Genomic DNA, 17,277 nt, shown 5'->3' with positions numbered 1-17,277 from the left:
TGTGAAGTGAAAACGAAGCGCTCCGCGCCATCCCCCTATCGCGCCATGTGGCTTTGTGCCCTGTTCGATCTTCCTGTTGATGACGCCGCGGCGAGGCGGGCATACACCCGGTTCCGCAAGGTCCTGCTGCGGCAGGGTTTCATGATGCTGCAATTCTCCGTCTATGCCCGGTTCTGCGGGAGCGAGCAGAAGGCCGACCTGATCTGCAGCCGGGTCCGCGACCAATTGCCCGGCGACGGCGAGGTGCGCTTTCTGATGGTGACGGATCATCAGTTCGGCAAGATGGAAGTCTATTGCGGGAAAAAACGGGCCAGGACAGAGGAGCCACCTCGCCAACTGCTGCTTTTTTAGCCCGAATAATGGGGCTAACCCCGCGTAAGGCAGGTGCTTACGCGGGGTTAGAATGTACTCAAGCGACGATTGTCGTCAATCCCCAGCATGAGATAGAGTATCATCGCTATCGTTTTCAATGTACTCAAGCGACGATTGTCGTCAATCCCCAGCCAGGTTGACTACGTACGTCTGACGCTGTGGAATGTACTCAAGCGACGATTGTCGTCAATCCCCAGCCGATGATCAGGACGAATGTCCCGATCTTGAAATGTACTCAAGCGACGATTGTCGTCAATCCCCAGCTTCATCCTGGCGACAGACAACGATACCGCGAATGTACTCAAGCGACGATTGTCGTCAATCCCCAGCGGGTCCCCCGCGTCGCCTTCGTCAATCTGGAATGTACTCAAGCGACGATTGTCGTCAATCCCCAGCGGGTCCTGACCGGGGGCGCTCACCTCAAGCAATGTACTCAAGCGACGATTGTCGTCAATCCCCAGCTGGCGGTATAGCCGTCCGTGGCGCCGTTCAAATGTACTCAAGCGACGATTGTCGTCAATCCCCAGCGACCGCCGCGCCTTCTACTGCCCCTACCTCAATGTACTCAAGCGACGATTGTCGTCAATCCCCAGCAAGTTACTTCGTTTCCGGCTCCGGCTCCGAATGTACTCAAGCGACGATTGTCGTCAATCCCCAGCTCGCCGACGCGCAGGAAGTTTGTCGTGTTCTAATGTACTCAAGCGACGATTGTCGTCAATCCCCAGCCCACAATCGCGTCCTGCGAATCCGCGGTGGAATGTACTCAAGCGACGATTGTCGTCAATCCCCAGCAACCGCCATCTGCGTCGCGGCCACAACCGGAATGTACTCAAGCGACGATTGTCGTCAATCCCCAGCACTGTCCACATCCAGTTTGCGCTCTTCCGTAATGTACTCAAGCGACGATTGTCGTCAATCCCCAGCAACAACATCGACATCAGTTTCGCCGGGATCAATGTACTCAAGCGACGATTGTCGTCAATCCCCAGCCAGGAGTTAATGGTCATCGCCAAGCGGGAAAATGTACTCAAGCGACGATTGTCGGTGAAGGTCCACAGCATCTACAAAGATTCCAAGCCCGCATAAAGCCGCGGGCTTGGAATGACGGTTGTCTGCGCGTTCGTGGAGTCTTCAATCCGCCAGGCGCAGCGGCATCACCAGACAGAGGTACTTTTCCTTGTCCGGATCGTCGGCGGCGCGGACCAGGCCGGCCGAGATCGACGTGGCCAGCTCGAAGACCACGTTGCCGGCGTCGAAGTTCTTCAGCATGTCGAGCACGTAGTTGGCGTTGTAGCCGATCTCCAGATCCTCACCCTTGTACTCGCAGGGGATGGTCTCACGGGCCTCGCCGCCGACATCCTGGTTGGTCGCCGACAGCTCGATCGTGTTGCCCGACAACGCGAACTTCACCTGCTTGGTGAGTGAGTTGGACAGCACCGCCACGCGACGCACCGCCGCGGCCAAGGTCGCCCCGTCGACGGTGAGAAACTTGTCGTTCCCCTTGGGGATGACCTGGTTGTAGTTCGGATACGGCCCCTCGATCAGACGGCTGGTGATGATCACATCGCCGACCTTGAAGACGATGTTCTTCTCGCCGAACATCACCGCGACTTCGCTGGTGTCATCGGTCGCCATCTTCAGCACCAGCGACAGCGCCTTGGGCGGCACGATCAGCTCGTTCTTCAGGCCGGCTAGGCGATTGTCGGCCACCGACACGCGCGCCAGACGATGCCCATCGGTGGCCACCATGTGCATCTTCTCGCCGTTGGATTGCCAGAGGATGCCGTTGAGCGCCGGACGGGTCTCATCGGTGGAGACCGCATAGATCGTGCGGTGGACCATGCTGCGCAGCTGGTCGATGGGAATGGTGACCGCGCCGCCTTCGGGGATTCCGGGCAGACGCGGGAATTCCTCGGGGGACATCCCGCTCATCTTGTAAACACCCTGCCCCGACTTCACTTCCATGCGGTGGTTGGCCACCGTGACATGGACATCCTCATCGGGCAATTCGCGTACTACTTCGGCAAAGGTGCGCGCCGGCACGGTCGTTGATCCGGTTTTGCTCACCTTGGCCGCCACCGTCGCGGTCATCGACAGGTCAAGATCGGTCGCCGCCACAGTGATTCCATCGTTGGTGGCCGTCAGCAGGACATTCCCGAGAATAGGTAGGGTGGTACGGCTGGAGATCACTCCCAGCACCGCCTGCAGACGGGAGCTTAGGTCATCGCGCTTGGTCGTGAACTTCATGGTTGGATTCTCCACACGTAGAGCTTGTTGTCTTTCCCTTGATATAAACTACTCAGAATAAAAACAAGGGTGTGGATGATCGGGATAACCTGGAATTACGATCTGCAAGTTATGATTGGATAAGATGGTCGCCGGAGTGAAGAAAAGCATCGGTTGATGTGGGTAGTACGGTTTCTGTTCCACATATGCCATCACCCGATCTGGACAACAGCCATTCACCCACAAGAAGTCCGTATCTTATCCCTCCCTCTTCCACAACCCATCGACAGGTCCCTAATTGTTGCTGTTGCCGGCAAACAGTGCGCTGATGGCCTGATCTACCCGCAGTTTCAAATCCGGATCAACTTTCAGTTGATCGCGCACGACATTGACGGCATGAATCACGGTTGAATGATCGCGACCGCCATACTCAGCGCCGATCGTCTTCAGCGACATGCTGGTCAGCGTCCGGGCGAGGTACATGGCCACCTGACGCGCCATCGCGACATCCTGGGTCCGCCGTTTTGACAGGAGGACCGACTCCGGAATGCCGAAGGTGTTTCCCACCACGATGTTAATCGCGGCCACGGTGATCGGCTTGCGGGTCGGTGAGAAGGTATCGCGCAGCACCTGTTGGGCCAGCTCCAGACTGATCGGGGTCTTGTTCAACGAGCTGACGGCAATCAGACGGACCAGCGCGCCTTCCAGTTCCCTGATGCTGGAATGGGCGCCGCGGGCGATGAACGCCAACACATCAGGCGGCAGGATGATATCCTCCCCTTCCAGCTTCTTTTTGAGGATTGCCATCCGGGTCTCGAAATCCGGCGGCCGAATGTCGGCGGTCAGCCCCCACTGGAAGCGGGAGAGGAGGCGTGCCTCCAGCCCCTTGATGTCGCGCGGCGCACGGTCGGCGGTGAGCACGATCTGCTTCCCGTTCTGGTGCAAGGTGTTGAACGTGTGGAAGAACTGCTCCTGGGTCGACTCCTTGCCGGAGAAGAACTGGATGTCATCGATGATGAGCACATCGACCGAGCGGTAATGCGAGGCGAAGGCGCTGGTGGTCTTGCGCGAGAGCGAATCGATGAACTCGTTGGTGAACTTTTCCGAAGTCACATAGATGACATTGGCGTCGGGGTTGTTCTCCAGCACCATGTTGCCGATCGCCTGCGCCAGGTGGGTCTTGCCCAGGCCCACCGATCCGTAGATAAAGAGCGGATTGAACTTGGTAGAGCCGGGCATTTCGGCGACCGCCTGCGCCGCGCCATGGGCGAGGTGGTTGGAGTCGCCGACGACAAAGTTGTCGAAGGTGAACTTCGGATTCAACTGCGCCCGCCCGCGGGCATCGGCGGTCTGCCGATTGCGCTCCTGCTCTCCGATGGGCCCGTGGTCGCCGTTGCCGTTCGACGGCGTCGCTTCGTCCTCGAGCGCCTCGAGGATTGCCTTGTGCCCGCTGCCGTTGCCGTTGGAGTGCACTTCCAGCCGGTGTGTCGCCGGCCGTCCCAGTGTCACGCAGATCGCCTCATCAATCAGCGATGCGTAGTGGGAGCGGATCCAATCGACGACGAACTTGTTCGGAGCGCCGATGATCAGCAGACCTTCTTGCACGTCAACGACATGCGTCGGCGCCAGCCAGGTGAGGAAATTCTCGGCGGGCAGGCGGTTGCCGATGTAATTCAGGCAGGCCTGCCAGATGTCATCTTTCGCTTGTTCCATAGAGTGCGTCGGCCCCTGGCCATCTTCAGACTTCAGACAGCCCCAGATTTGCCCACATGCTTGTCCACATGGGCGTGAGATTTGTAACTCTAATTAGTCCAAACGATTACTTGCGAGCACTGCCTTGCTTACCAACACACTGTTCACATCAACGGATCGTCCTAGGTTGTTGAAAGACAAGATGCTCCAATCCGTCGTCCACCTTACCCACATTCCGATAACGCATTACAGGACAACAAGTTCGACGAGCAGAGATTGGCTCCGACGGGCAGGGCAAGTCAAGCGGTTTTGTTGGGGGATTTTCGCGTGACGGACGTGGGCTTTGTTATCAACAAGTTGCGCGGCTAACAATCTACTTTAACTGCGCCGAACGCCGGTGGTCGCAGCGATTCCATCGGCGCGTTCAAAAACCGCCACCGTGCTAATCAGTTTATTGGTCGATGGATGCGCGGTCGCTCACTCGTACCACAAAAGCCGCAGACTGTTGAGCACCACCAGCAGCGTCGAGCCTTCGTGGCCCACAACGCCCAGAGTCAGCGGGATCTGGCCCAGGAGAGTGCCAGTCAGGAGTGCGGTGATGACGATCAAGGCGAAAGTCAGGTTCTGGATGATCACACGCTTGGTGCTCTTTGAGAGTCGAATCGCAAAGGGAAGGCGTGAGAGATCATCGCCCATCAACACCACATCGGCGGATTCAAGCACGACATCATTTTTCGCCCCGCCCATGGCGATGCCGACCGTGGCGGTCGCCAGCGCGGGCGCATCGTTAACTCCATCGCCGACAACGGCGACTGTGCGGTGACTGGCGAGCAATCCGGCGACGGCGTCTGCTTTCTCGGCGGGCATCAGCTCCGCCCGCACCTCATCGATGCCGAGTCGTTGGGCCATCGCCATAGCGACACGGTGGTTGTCGCCGGTGAGGATACCGACCGACTCCACGCCGGTCTCATGTAATTGCCGGGCGATCGCCTCCGAGGTCGGCCGTGGGATGTCGGCCAACGCGATGATCCCCAGAACCCGATTGGTCGCCACCAGGATGGCGGTCTTGCCGTTTTCTTCCAACCGTAGCATCTCGGCTTCGGCCTGTTCATCGGGCGCCAACTCATTGGCTACCAAGAGCCGTCGATTGCCGACCAGGACTCGTTGCGGTGTACCGTTGAGCCGCACCACGCCGATGGCGCCCAGACCGGCCAGCGATTCGGCATTGTCGACCGGCGGGATTACCAGCCCCTCCTGGTGGGCGGCATTGACGATGGCCTGCGCCAGCGGATGAGTCGAACCGGCCTCTATAGAAGCCGCCAACGTGACCAGCACCCCCGAAGTGGTGCCATTAAGCGGGATGACATCGGTGACCACCGCGCGTCCCTGGGTCAGCGTGCCGGTCTTGTCAAAGGCGACCGCCCGAATGCTCCCCAGGTTGAGCAGGTGCGCGCCCCCCTTGAACAACACGCCCTTGCGGGCTGCGCGTCCGATCGCCGACAGCACCGCCGCCGGAGTGCTGATGATCAGCGCGCAGGGCGACGCCACCACCAGAAGCGTCAAAGACCGATAGAGGTTGGCCCGCCAACTCAAATCCGAGACCGCCGCGGTGACCAGCGTCAGCAGCAGCGCTCCCGCCAGGACACCGATGGTGTAGCGTTGGCCGAACCACTGCACGAATGAATTGGTCGGGACCCGTCCCGACTGCGCCTGTTCGACACGGTGGATAATCGCGGCCAGCGCGGTGTCGGCGGCGCGCGCGCTCACACGGACCTTGATCTGTCCGGTGAGGTTCAGCGAGCCGGCCAGAACGGTGTCATCGATGTCCGCATCGACCGGCAGCGATTCGCCGGTGAAGGTCGAACGGTCCAGTGAGGTGCGTCCTTCGACGATCGTGCCGTCGGCGGGGATCTTCTCGCCGGGCTTGACCAGGATCAGATCGCCAACTTCCAGGTCTTCGACCGGCACCTGGCGTGTGGCGCCGTCGCGCCACAGCCGCGCTTCTGCCGGCCGCAGGTCCATCAGCGAACGCACCGCGTCCTTGGTCCGCTCGAGGGCGTAATGCTCCAGGGTGTTGGACAGGGAGAACAGGAAGATCAGCGTGCCGCCTTCGGCCCAGCGTCCGATGATGGCCGCTCCGACCGCCGCCAGCGTCATCAGCAGGTTGACGTCGAGACGGTACTCGCGCAGGCCATCGAAACTCTCCTTGGCCGCCATCCAGCCCCCGGCCAGGTAGCCCAGCGCAAACAGCACATGCCCCAGATCGCGCCGGCCGGCGTCCTCGACCATCCACCCCGAGAGGATGAGCGCGCCGCCCAGCGCGGTCCAGAAGACCAGATGGTGCCGCGTCCACAGTTGGCGCAGCGATGTTGCGCGGGTCGCCATGACGGTCACGCGGTCGATGTGGGCGCCGCGGCCGGCTCGGGTTTGGCGTTGACGACAAACAAGTGCCGCGCCACTTCGCGGCTGAGCGCGAAGCGACGCGCGCCGTCGGAGACCGTGATCGGCCCGTCAAACGGCATCATCTCCTCGACCGTCAGCTCCGTGCCCAGTTTAAGCGGCAGTGAATCGAGGTAGCGCAACAAACGCGGGTCGAGGTCCGAGACGCGGGCGAAGATGAACCGCTCCCCGACCGCCGCCACGTCATGCAACGGGTGGTAGGTCACCTCGGGCATGACGCCGTCGGCCGAGGGAATCGGGCTGCCATGCGGATCAAACTGCGGAAAGCCCAGCAGGGCATCGATGCGGCTTTCCAATTCCGGCGAGATGTAGGCCTGCAGCCGCTCCGCTTCGGCGTGGACCTGGTCCCAGGGCATCCCGACGATCTTGTAGAAGAAGGTTTCCAACAGGCGGTGGTGACGGATCATTTCAATGGCAATCCGCTGACCTTTTTCGGTCAGGCAGACGCCGCGGTAGGCGCGATGACGCACCAGGTGGCTGTGTCCCATGCGCCGCACCATTTGGGTGACGGCCGCGTCGGTCACGCCGAGATGGCGGGCGACTTCACCAGTCGAGGCCCAGCCGGTCTTCCGCTGCAGCTTATAGATGGCCGTCACGTACCCTCGCAGCGTCGGCGACAATTTAACTTCCACTAAACCATCCTTTCATTGTAATTAACTACGCTGATAGGAATACGCTTTGTCCGTTCGTAAGTTTGTCCTCAATGACCAATATTATAACTTGTTTTCTCACCTGATGTTGTACGGGCAATGCCGGAAATGGGCCGGAAAAAGTTTCTAATCTGTGGTTTAAGTTGGATTACACCAAGGTATTATCGTCTCCTTGGCGCGATTCCCGTGGGCATGGCGACAGAATCTCTCTTAATTGTCGCATGGAAACTCACCCGGCGCTGATCACCGACTGGCCGGTTCTGCTGGCTGTGTTCATGCTGATTGTCGGCGGCATCTACGCGATCAAAGCCCATACGCCGCTGGGGCGGCTGTTCAACTATCTGCCGCCGATCATCTGGCTCTACTTCCTGCCGATGCTGGGCACCTCGTTGGGGCTCTTTCCGAAATCATCGCCGCTGTACGATTGGGTCAAGAACCTGCTGTTGCCGACCGCGCTGGTCCTGTTGCTGCTGTCGGTGGATTTGAAATCGCTGGCGCGTCTGGGGCCCAAGGCGATTGGCACGTTTCTTTTCGGGACGGCCGGCGTGATCATCGGCGCGCCGATCGCCTTGCTGTTGTTCAAGGCCTGGCTGCTAGATGACACCTGGATGGGCATGGCGGCGCTGTCGGGATCGTGGATCGGCGGCTCCTCGAACATGGTGGCGATCAAGGAATCGATCAATTGCCCCGAGGGAATTTTCGGAATCATGATTGTGGTCGACACGATCGTGGGTTATGGCTGGATGGGACTGGTGATGACCGCGTCCGCCTTTCAGGACCGGATCGACCGCCGCTTCCGGGTGGACCGCACCATTGTCGATCAACTCAACCAGCGGCTGGCGGATTTCCAGTCGTCGCAGCGCCGTCCCATCGAGTTTGTCGACTTGGCGATCATCCTGTCGCTGGGGTTCGCCATCGGTCTGGCCTCGCTCAAACTGGGCGCATGGCTGCCTCCGATCGGGAAAATCATCAATGCCTTCGGCTGGGCGATCATTGTCTCCTCGACCGCGGGCATCCTGCTCTCATTGACCCGTCTGGCGCGACTGGAGTCGGTGGGCGCCTCGCACATCGGCAACTTCTTTCTCTACCTGCTGTTGACCACGATCGGCGCGCAGGCCGATCTGCGCGCCGTGGTGCAGGCGCCGTTGTTCCTCCTGCTTGGCTGTGTCTGGGTGGCCATCCATGGCGCGGTCATCTTCCTCGGCGGCCGTCTGCTGAAGGCGCCAATGTTCCTGATCGCCACCGGATCGCAGGCCAACATCGGCGGCGTGGTCTCGGCGCCGATTGTCGCCTCGCTCTACCAGCCGTCGCTGGCGCCGGTGGGACTGCTGTTGGGCGTGCTGGGGAATATCCTCGGAATCTACGGCGGCCTGGTCTGCGCCGGGCTGTTGCAGGCGATTGCCTGACCGCGCCGACGCGACATCAAACCGTGTATTGATGAATCGCGGGAGCGGATGTGTCGCTCTGATGCGCGCGCATCCATGCGATGACTTGTGCCAGGCCGTCGGCGAGCGCCACACGCGGTTCCCAGCCGGTCGCCGCGCGCGCGACCGTGAAATCGCACACCAGCCGCTCGACCTCCGAGGCCTCCGGCCGCAGACGTTTCTCCTCGGTCGTGATGCGCAGCGACTTGTTCAGCAATCGGCCAACCAGCGCGACCACATCGGCGATACCGGTCTCGACACCGGTGCCGATCTGCAGCTCTGTGCCCGGCGCCAGATCCGCGGCGGCCGCGGCGAGGAAGCCGGCCACCGTGTCGCCGACAAATAGGAAGTCGCGGGTAGGATGGGTGGCCCCCAGACGCACGACCTCGCCGGCCAGCGCCTGACGCACGATCGTCGGGATGACCGCGCGCGGCGATTGCCGCGGACCGTAGGTGTTGAACGGCCGCAGAATCACCACGGGCAGATCGAAGGAGCAGGCGTAGGAGACCGCCAGCGCGTCGGCGGCGATCTTCGAGGCCGAGTAGGGGGACTGCGCCTGACGCGGGTGGTCCAGCGTGATCGGGACACGTCGCGCGGTGCCGTAGACTTCCGACGTCGAGGTGTGAACGAGCCGGCGCACGCCCTGGCGACGGCAGGCGTTGAGGACATGCAAGGTGCCCAGCGTGTTGGTCTGCACGTAATCGGTCGGATTCTGGTACGAAAACGGAATCGCAATGAGGGCGCCGAGATGGAAGACCGTGTCGCAGCCGGCGACCGCCTGCGCCACGGCCTCGGGGTCCTTCAGGTCGCCGCGGATGATCTCGACACGACCGCGCTCGGACTCGATCAGTTCCGCCAGATGGCCGATCCGGTTCTGCGAATCGTAGCGCAGCAACGCGCGGACTTTGGCGCCTTCCTGCGCGAGACGTTGCGTCAGGTGCGAGCCGATGAAGCCGGCGGCGCCGGTGACGAGAACCGGACGGTCGGAAAAGTACCCCATATCATTCCATGTCGGCAGCCGGCCGCTTCCGGTGAATCGGTTCAACCGGAGTTTCCTCTCCACCGGGAACGGTCAGTGTCTGCCGAAAGAGGCGATAGCGATTCAGCCAGACGCGGACCGGCTTTTGGTACAGGCAATACGCCGCCACCGCCAACCCGCCGCCGAGAATCCAGCCGCCAAGTATGTCGGACGGATAGTGGATTCCCAGGTAAATCCGCGAGTACGAGACCAGCGCCGACAGGCCGACCAACGGCCACAGCCAGCGCCGGTACAAGAGGCCGAAAAAGATGGCCGCCGCCATCGAGTTGCTGGCGTGGCCGGAAGGGAAGGCGAAAGTCCGGCCGCAACGGTAGATCACGCGCAACCCTTCGACATCGTGGCAGGGCCGGGGACGCGCGACCAGCGGCTTGATCAGGTGCGAGGAGAGTTGATCGGTGGCGGTGATCAGGATGATCGCCATCAGCACCGCGCCGCGTCCCTTGCCGCCGCCGAAGATGGCCAGCGCCAACAGCCCTCCGATAATGAAGGGCGCCCAGTGGCGCAGTTCGGTGGCCCAGGGCATGAGCCAATCGAAGACGGTGTTGGCCACGCCGCTGTTGAGCGCATGCAGCAGCCGGACATCAATTTGCTGAAGCGTCTCGATCATACCAGGATCAACTCCCCTTCCTGCCAGCCGATGCCGGAGTGGGCCAGTTCGGCGATTCGCGCGCGCAGGGCGTGGGCCTTCGACACCGGCACGTGCAGAACGCCATGGGCGCGTTCATCATAACGCCCTTCGCGCAGGATCACGCCGAATTCTTCCAGCGCCCGGTAGACCGCGCCGGTCCGCTCGTGCTCAAAATCGATGCGGACCACCCGCATCACCTGTTGTTCGATCATCGTGGCGGCGGCAATCGCGGCGTTGGCGGCGTCGCCATAGGCGCGCGCCAGTCCGCCGGTTCCCAGCTTCGTCCCGCCAAAGTAACGGGTCACGACGCAGACGGCATTCTCCAACTGCGCGTGACGCAAGGCATCGAGGATGGGACGCCCGGCGGTGCCGTTTGGTTCGCCCGCGTCGCTGGAGCGCTCGACGAGGGCGGCGGGACGCCCCACCCGCAGTCCCCAGCAATGATGCGACGCGTCGGGGTAGCGGCGCGAGCGTTCTTTCAGCGCCCCCATCGCCTCCTCCTCGGAAGCGGCGGGGGCAAGCACGGCGAGGAATTTGGAGCCGAGGACCAGAATCGACGCCGTCGCCGGCGCGGCCGGTGTGCGCAGACGGTCGCCGCTGTCATGGGATGCGCTGGCCACAGTCCCATGATAACACCGCCGAACGGGATCGTCAGCGGCCTATCGCGTCCGCAGGCGGCGAATCTGCAGGACCAGCCAGAGCAGCACGCCGAGGCCGACGATGAAGGTCGCGGCAAAGAGGGCCACCGCGCTCCATTGCGTGCGCACGGTTTCGGCAAACGGAGAGTGGAGGGGTCCGAGGGCGGCCAGACGCCAGGTCTCGCGCTGAACCAATAGACCGAGCATGCCCAGCGGCGCCGCGATGGTCAGCAGCCAGCGGGTCAGGCCTCCGCCGCGGTTGGCCAGCACCAACGCGCCGGCCAACAGTGAAGTGAGCGCCGCGATCATTTGCAGGGGACGATCGACGACAGTGGTGCCGGATGACGCGTAGTCGGAAATCAGCGTCCAGATCAGAAGCCCCGCGCCGCCGACCAACGCCGCGATTCCGGTCCCGCGCGGCAGACGGTGATCGACGCGCCAATTGCCTCCCACCCATGAGGCCCAGGCGGCCGAGCCGATCGACGCGGCGCCGAAGTAGCCGCTCAAACGCAGCAGCGCATCGGGGTGGAAGACAACATTGGTCCAGGGCGTCGCCGACAGCGACTTCAGATGATTCCATGAATAGGTAAAGCCGATGGCGATCACGCACAGGACGGTCAGAAGCCAGGACAACTTGCCCGCCCACGATGGTCCCTGATGACGCATCCACGCCCACTGCGCCCAGTACATCGCATAAAAGCCCACTAGGAGGTAGCCGACAATTGCCAGCCAGGGGAAGCCAATGCTGATGGAAGAGGCGTAGAAATGTTTTCCGTAAAGCACCTGCACGAACAACAGCGGCGGCACACCCATGGTGATGGTCATCGACATGCCGACCACGCCGGCGCGGTGCACGCGCTGGGTGTCATAACCCGCCGCGCGTCCCCATTCGGCGCCGGCGCGCGCCCACAGCGAAGCGAACAGGAGGCCGAGCATCGCCAGATGCAGCACGAAGGTCAATCCCAGGAGAAACAACAGCATCTGGGGCGGGGCCGGCATCGCCATCGGATCGTGTCCGCCGATCATCGCTGTCCCTCCGGATTCGGCGGGCGGTGAATCTGCTCCCATTCGTCGGATCGCAACGAAGCGAGGAAAGCCACCAGATCCTCGAGGTCCCGCTCGGTGCCGGCAAAGGGGGGCATGTACCCGCGCAGACGGTGCAGTTGGCGCGTGTTGTCGCGAATCATTTCGACCGTCCAGTTAGCGACCAGCGGACGGATCGCGTTGTAGCCGTCGACCGCATGGCAACGCTGGCATTGGACGTCGTAGATGATGCGGCCGCGCTCGATTGGGGTGAGCGCGTCGGGGTTTTTCCCCTGCGCAATCACCGGCGGGGCGGCGAAAAAGCCATGCTGATTGATCGCGGCGATCCGCTCGGTGGTCAGACCGTTGGCGTAGAGGTAATGGTAGACCGTGTACGGTTTGCGGATGCCCTCGCGCACATATTCCATCGAGCCGGTGGCGATGAGCGCGATACCGGTGAGCAGAAGCGCGGTTTCCAGATGCACCGAGCGTCTGTTCTTCAGCAGGCCCCAATAGGCGTAGACGCCGATCAACGTGGAGGCGATGATGCCAAAGGCGAAAAAGAGCGACATGGCCACCGCGCCGCCGACCACCAGTTGCGACGATGTGGCCGGAGCGGCGGCGAAGTACCACAGCGACACCGGGATCATCAGCGCCAGCGGCACGAGGAAGACCGACCCCTCATTGATGATGTGGCGCCGGTCCTCGCCGGTCATGTCCTTCTGCAGATTGGCGACCACGGCGATGAACAACCCGGCCAGAGAGAGACTGGAAATGGTGCGCAGAACCAGCGACGGCCACGATGTCGGGTTGAGCCACCCGCTCCAGAAGGAGCCGTTGGCCAGCCAGTCGCCGGGCGTGAGCATGAAGGTGAGGATGCCGTTGATGATGAAAAGCGATCCCCATGCCGAGGCGGCATAGACCCAGCCCACCTTCACATGCGTCTTCGGGTCCATCCGGCCCCAGTAGAAGTAGTAGACATAGCCGGAGACGATCTCAACCAGGAAGAAGACCCACTCGGTCGCCCAACCCCAGACAAACTGCCGCAACAGAAGCGAGATAGTCTCCGGCGAGATCAGCCCGACGACAAACCAGATGCCGACGCCGGTGACCGCGCCGCCGACAAACGACAGCAGGATCAGGAAGCGGGCATAGCGGGACAGGAAGTTGAGCAGCACCGAATCGTTGCGCCGCAGCGCCCGCGCTTCCAGCCACGGCGTGGCGATGCCGGCGCCGACGGCAAACTGCGCGATCAGCACATGGATGATCGCCACGGCGGCGATCAAGGTCGAGGGCCCCAGCGGGCCGGTGTCGAGGATGGGGTAATCCATGGCCTCTCCGTCCAGTGTTCCACAAAACTACAGTCTCAGAACACGAGGATGACTTTTTTGTGTGTCAAAAGCGCGGTTCGCGGCCAAGTTTCCTGCTTCACCAACACGCTGGATGGGCGGGACGCGCCGCCGATACTACCGGAGAGGGAAGACCGGGGCGGTTTGGGGCACATTGACATACGGGAGTAAAGCGTTAGATTATCGGCGCGTACCCGCCGCGCGGTTGCTCATGCGACAACGAATCCTTGCTCTCATTGCCTCGCTGCTAATCCTGCGCCCGATCCCGGTGTCGGGGGCGGGCTTTGTAAAGGAGTATGCCCCCTGGCCGGTGGTGGCCGGCGGGGATACGCTGGCGTTGCCGTTCTGGGGCGGGGTCAACAGCCCGAAACCGTCGCTGGTGGATTTCGACGGTGACGGACGCACCGACCTGATGCTCGGTGAGACCCGCGGCAAGGTGGCCTACCTGCGCAACGCGGGGACTGAAGCCGTTCCCGTCTGGACGCCGGTGACCGAACGGATCGGCGGCGTCAACACCCGAACCTGGCACCGATTCTGCGACATCGATGCCGATGGCGATCTCGATTTGTTCTGCGACGCCGGCAACGGGATGACCGCCTACTACCAGAACCTCTCCAGCGGCGGCAACATCGTTTTCGAACTCGTCAAGGATATGTTCGGCGACTTCGAGACCGGATTGAACAACACTGGCGATTTCGCCGATCTCGACAACGACAACGACTACGACTTCTTCCTCGGTTCGGTGACCGGCGAGTTATGGCAGTACCGCAACGACGGCGACTCGACCGATCCGGTGTATGTCCTGGGGTCATTCTTCTACGACAGCGTCTACGCCTTCCCCGGGGCACTGGCGCAGTCGGTGACCGAGCCGCAGCATGGCTTTTCGACGATCACCTTTGCCGACCACGACGCCGACGGGGATCAGGACTTGTTCTGGGGCGACATCAACAACAACAACGCCTACCTGTTCGCCAACCTGGGGACCGCATCGGTCTCCGATTTGACCGAGCAGAGCGAAGCGTATCTGCCGGTCAACACCTTCGGGCTCAACCACACGGCGTTTGCCGATCTGGACGATGACGGTGACCTCGATATGCTGGTCGGCGCCGCCAACGGCAACGACCTCAACAACCTCCTCCTCCTGCGCAACACCGGGACACCGACGTTGCCGGTCTATGCCGTCGAAGATTCCAACCTGATTGCCAACATCGATGTCGGCAGCTACGCCATTCCGGCGGCGGGGGACCTGGACGGCGACGGCGATCTCGATTTATTGATCGGACGCGGCGATGGACGTCTGTCGCACTTTGAGAATGTCGGCTCAACCGGCAGCCCCAGCTTCCTGCTCTCCGGCCATTTCTACAAAGGCATCGATGTCGGTCTGACCGCGGCGCCGGCGCTGGTCGATTGGGACAGCGATGGCGACCTCGATCTGCTGATCGGCAACGAAGCCGGCACGATCGAGTACTGGCGCAACGACGGCGGACCGGCCAACTTCGCCCCGGTGAAAGTCACCGGCCAACTCGGAGGCATCCAGGTCGACTTGCAGGCGTCGGTCTGTCCGGTGGATTGGGATGGCGATGGCCTGACCGACCTGGTGGTCGGCGAGTGGGACTTCAACGGTTCGGCGAATGTCCTGCTCTACGAAAACGTCGGGTCGCCGGGCTCTCCGGCGCTGTCACTGGTCACCAACCGCCTGATCAAACGCCAGCCGCGCGACATCACGCTGCCGGTGGTCTACGATTGGGACTGCGATGGGTCCAGGGACCTGCTGGTCGGCGGACGGTCGTTTGGCACGGTTCTGTATCGCAACACCGCACCATCGGGAACATTCCCCGACTCACTGACCTTGATTGCGCAATCCGACACGTTGCCGTGGGACGACGACGGCCACCGGCTGCGGGTGTGTTTCGCCGACATTGACGGCGACCTCTTGCGCGACGCGTTTGTCGGCGAGGAAGACGGTGGAATCAATTTCTACCGACGGCAGCTGGACGGCTGTCTCTGCAAAACCCATGGCGATCCCAACGGCGATGGTGTGCCGTCGGTGGTCGATGTGGTGATGACGGTGAATGTGGCATTTCGCGGCGGGAACGATGTCGCCGACGCCGAATGCTGCCCGCACACCAGCCGCCTGGACCACACCTGCGATTGCGTGGTCAGCGTCCTGGATGTGGTGGTGATCGTCAACGCCGCCTTCCGCGGCGGACCGCCGCCCTGCGATCCCTGCGCGGCGGGCAATCAATGTCCGCGTTGATCCAACTCAGAGATAATTGAGCACCAGATCGAAGTCCGGCGCGCGGGGAATCGGGATGGCCCCTTCGGCGACCGCATCGATCGACGGCTTCTCGGTATCGACGGCGACCAGGAAGGTGGGCACGGCCAGGTCGCGGGCGCGACGGATCGCCTCCATTGAACCGCGCGTGTCGGCATGCAGCCGCACGACGATCACCGCATCGGAGAGCGCGACGATCAGCCGGTTGCGGAAGACCAGGCGCGGTTTGGTGAGCGGGGTGCGCGGCGAGTATTCGGCGATGAGCGCGCCCGATTGTTCGATCGATTCGGCGAGGGCACGATGCTCGGGCGGGTAGATGTTGTCGAACCCGGCGCCGAGCACGGCGCAGGTCTTGCCGCCGCCGGCCAGCGCGCCGGTGTGCGCGCCGCCGTCGATGCCGCGCGCCAGGCCCGAGATGACCGTCACACCGCGCTCGGCCAGCCCCTTGCCCCAGGCGACCGCGTCGGCGATGCCCTCGTTGTCGGCCTGATGCGTGCCGACCACCGCGACACAACGCGTGTCGGCCGCGGGCAACTCCCCGCGCACATAGAGGATGGTCGGCGGGTCATCGAGATTGAGGAGGCGGTGCGGGTAGTCGGCGCTGGTGATCGGAATCGGACGCGTTCCCTGCTGGATCATCAGTTCCAGGTCTTCGGTCAACGCGTCGGTCAGGTTGCGCGCGCCCTCGAGACGCTCGAGGTCCTCGTCGGCGACATGGGCGACCTCGGCGATCTGCGCCGTCCCCGCCTCCCAGATCGCCTCGGGCTCGCCGAAATGCGCGATCAACGCCGCCACCGCCTTGGCGCCGAGACGGGCCTCGGTGGTGAGGGCATAGAGGATGGACAAATCGCGCGTGACGGTCGTCATCGAATCACTCCAGCCAACTGAAGCATACCACCTCGGCCCCGGCATGGCGCAATAACTTCTCGATCGCTTTCAGCGACCGCCCCCGTTCCCAACGCCAGTCGATCAGAAGCACCCGCCGATGGAACACCGATTCGGGACGGGTTAGCCGGAACAGGTCACCCCATGGCAGAGGGGGATGGCGCAAGCGGTCGGCGTGGTCGGCCAACGGCGCCGACAGCGCGACCAAATCGGGGCGAAAGGTCGCCGCCAGCGACTTTGCCAATCGCTGCCCCAGCCACTCGATCGGCTCCACCGGTGTGAAGATCGGCGGCGGCGGAACCGGAATCACCAGATCGCACTTTTCCGGTAGTGTGGTTGCGAGAAACCGCGTTGCCAGATCGCAAAGCCGCCAACCGCAGTCGTACTCGCCATTGGTCGTGAAGCGATAGGCCTGCGCGCCGATCGCGGTGCGTCGCTTCGGCCAGCCGGGCGCAAATTCCGGCGACATCGCCCAGCCGCGCAAGGTCTCGTCGGTGCGCTCCCGGCCAGAGGGCAATGGAAGAGAAGAGACATCAGGCGGCGGCGGCCAGGTTTCCGGATCGGGGACCTGACCGAGCACATGCCGGTAGAGAAGCGTCCGCAGATTCACAGGGCC

14 protein-coding genes and 1 CRISPR repeat array are annotated in these 17,277 nt (G+C 62.5%); of the genes, 3 read left to right on the top strand and 11 right to left on the bottom strand.

All coding sequences use genetic code 11. The features are described 5' to 3' along the window. Nucleotides 1-6 precede the first annotated feature (6 nt). A complete protein-coding gene (gene cas2 / locus VNN55_01910) occupies nucleotides 7-351 on the top strand; it encodes a CRISPR-associated endonuclease Cas2 (GenBank protein HWO56299.1) in 345 nt (114 codons plus the stop codon). Nucleotides 352-402: 51 nt separating this feature from the next. Beyond that, nucleotides 403-1,428: direct repeats of the CRISPR family, unit length 36 nt; unit sequence AATGTACTCAAGCGACGATTGTCGTCAATCCCCAGC. Between the two features lie 75 nt (nucleotides 1,429-1,503). Here cas2 and dnaN read toward each other — a convergent pair. From dnaN to VNN55_01890, 4 genes are all read right to left on the bottom strand, one after another. Continuing rightward, complete coding sequence (gene dnaN, locus VNN55_01905; protein HWO56298.1) at nucleotides 1,504-2,619, bottom strand: DNA polymerase III subunit beta; 1,116 nt, start codon at nucleotides 2,617-2,619, stop codon at nucleotides 1,504-1,506. 273 nt (nucleotides 2,620-2,892) lie between these two features. Beyond that, nucleotides 2,893-4,311, bottom strand: a complete 1,419-nt coding sequence (gene dnaA, locus VNN55_01900; protein ID HWO56297.1) for a chromosomal replication initiator protein DnaA — start codon at nucleotides 4,309-4,311, stop codon at nucleotides 2,893-2,895. Nucleotides 4,312-4,767: 456 nt separating this feature from the next. Beyond that, nucleotides 4,768-6,675: a heavy metal translocating P-type ATPase gene (locus VNN55_01895; GenBank protein ID HWO56296.1), complete on the bottom strand. Its 1,908-nt coding sequence runs from the start codon at nucleotides 6,673-6,675 to the stop codon at nucleotides 4,768-4,770. 5 nt (nucleotides 6,676-6,680) lie between these two features. Then, a complete protein-coding gene (locus VNN55_01890) occupies nucleotides 6,681-7,382 on the bottom strand; it encodes a metal-dependent transcriptional regulator (protein ID HWO56295.1) in 702 nt (233 codons plus the stop codon). A 239-nt stretch (nucleotides 7,383-7,621) separates the two neighbouring features. Here VNN55_01890 and VNN55_01885 point away from each other — a divergent pair, with 239 nt between their 5' ends. Continuing rightward, nucleotides 7,622-8,806 (top strand): DUF819 family protein, encoded by a 1,185-nt coding sequence (locus VNN55_01885; GenBank protein HWO56294.1) that lies wholly within the window; start codon nucleotides 7,622-7,624, stop codon nucleotides 8,804-8,806. 16 nt (nucleotides 8,807-8,822) lie between these two features. On the opposite strand, the gene VNN55_01880 is transcribed toward VNN55_01885, so the two are convergent. The 5 genes from VNN55_01880 to VNN55_01860 are packed head-to-tail and all read right to left on the bottom strand — an operon-like array spanning nucleotide 8,823 to nucleotide 13,483. Next, entirely contained in the window at nucleotides 8,823-9,869 is a 1,047-nt protein-coding gene (locus tag VNN55_01880; protein ID HWO56293.1) for an SDR family NAD(P)-dependent oxidoreductase, read from the bottom strand. Continuing rightward, nucleotides 9,826-10,470, bottom strand: a complete 645-nt coding sequence (locus VNN55_01875) for a phosphatase PAP2 family protein (protein ID HWO56292.1) — start codon at nucleotides 10,468-10,470, stop codon at nucleotides 9,826-9,828. Before VNN55_01875 ends, VNN55_01880 begins: the two co-directional genes overlap by 44 nt. Continuing rightward, a complete protein-coding gene (locus VNN55_01870) occupies nucleotides 10,467-11,111 on the bottom strand; it encodes a YigZ family protein (GenBank protein HWO56291.1) in 645 nt (214 codons plus the stop codon). Before VNN55_01870 ends, VNN55_01875 begins: the two co-directional genes overlap by 4 nt. A 39-nt stretch (nucleotides 11,112-11,150) precedes the next feature. Further along, the gene (locus tag VNN55_01865) at nucleotides 11,151-12,155 is read right to left on the bottom strand and encodes a hypothetical protein (GenBank protein ID HWO56290.1); all 1,005 of its coding nucleotides are present in this window, start codon (nucleotides 12,153-12,155) and stop codon (nucleotides 11,151-11,153) included. Beyond that, a complete protein-coding gene (locus VNN55_01860) occupies nucleotides 12,152-13,483 on the bottom strand; it encodes a cytochrome ubiquinol oxidase subunit I (protein HWO56289.1) in 1,332 nt (443 codons plus the stop codon). The genes VNN55_01865 and VNN55_01860 overlap by 4 nt, the downstream gene beginning before the upstream one ends. 229 nt (nucleotides 13,484-13,712) lie before the next feature. Here VNN55_01860 and VNN55_01855 point away from each other — a divergent pair, with 229 nt between their 5' ends. Beyond that, the gene (locus VNN55_01855; GenBank protein ID HWO56288.1) at nucleotides 13,713-15,758 is read left to right on the top strand and encodes a VCBS repeat-containing protein; all 2,046 of its coding nucleotides are present in this window, start codon (nucleotides 13,713-13,715) and stop codon (nucleotides 15,756-15,758) included. 6 nt (nucleotides 15,759-15,764) lie between these two features. Here VNN55_01855 and VNN55_01850 read toward each other — a convergent pair whose 3' ends face one another. After that, nucleotides 15,765-16,643, bottom strand: a complete 879-nt coding sequence (locus tag VNN55_01850) for a DNA-processing protein DprA (protein ID HWO56287.1) — start codon at nucleotides 16,641-16,643, stop codon at nucleotides 15,765-15,767. 4 nt (nucleotides 16,644-16,647) lie between these two features. Beyond that, on the bottom strand, nucleotides 16,648-17,271 hold the full coding sequence (locus VNN55_01845) for a hypothetical protein (GenBank protein ID HWO56286.1): 624 nt from the start codon (nucleotides 17,269-17,271) through the stop codon (nucleotides 16,648-16,650). Nucleotides 17,272-17,277 lie beyond the last annotated feature (6 nt).

The organism is bacterium (assembly GCA_035559435.1).
Taxonomy (GTDB): domain Bacteria; phylum Zixibacteria; class MSB-5A5; order WJJR01; family WJJR01; genus JACQFV01.
The sequence above is the reverse complement of the archived record's forward strand: the minus strand, read 5'-3'. Positions and strand labels throughout refer to the sequence as shown.

What these genes read in the sequence shown, in the direction of transcription:
- dnaN (HWO56298.1), bottom strand. Translation starts at nt 2,619, where the DNA reads ATGAAGTTCACGACCAAGCGCGATGACCTAAGCTCCCGTCTGCAGGCG.
- dnaA (HWO56297.1), bottom strand. Translation starts at nt 4,311, where the DNA reads ATGGAACAAGCGAAAGATGACATCTGGCAGGCCTGCCTGAATTACATC.
- VNN55_01895 (HWO56296.1), bottom strand. Translation starts at nt 6,675, where the DNA reads ATGGCGACCCGCGCAACATCGCTGCGCCAACTGTGGACGCGGCACCAT.
- VNN55_01885 (HWO56294.1), top strand. Translation starts at nt 7,622, where the DNA reads ATGGAAACTCACCCGGCGCTGATCACCGACTGGCCGGTTCTGCTGGCT.
- VNN55_01875 (HWO56292.1), bottom strand. Translation starts at nt 10,470, where the DNA reads ATGATCGAGACGCTTCAGCAAATTGATGTCCGGCTGCTGCATGCGCTC.
- VNN55_01865 (HWO56290.1), bottom strand. Translation starts at nt 12,155, where the DNA reads ATGATCGGCGGACACGATCCGATGGCGATGCCGGCCCCGCCCCAGATG.
- VNN55_01860 (HWO56289.1), bottom strand. Translation starts at nt 13,483, where the DNA reads ATGGATTACCCCATCCTCGACACCGGCCCGCTGGGGCCCTCGACCTTG.
- VNN55_01855 (HWO56288.1), top strand. Translation starts at nt 13,713, where the DNA reads ATGCGACAACGAATCCTTGCTCTCATTGCCTCGCTGCTAATCCTGCGC.
- VNN55_01850 (HWO56287.1), bottom strand. Translation starts at nt 16,643, where the DNA reads ATGACGACCGTCACGCGCGATTTGTCCATCCTCTATGCCCTCACCACC.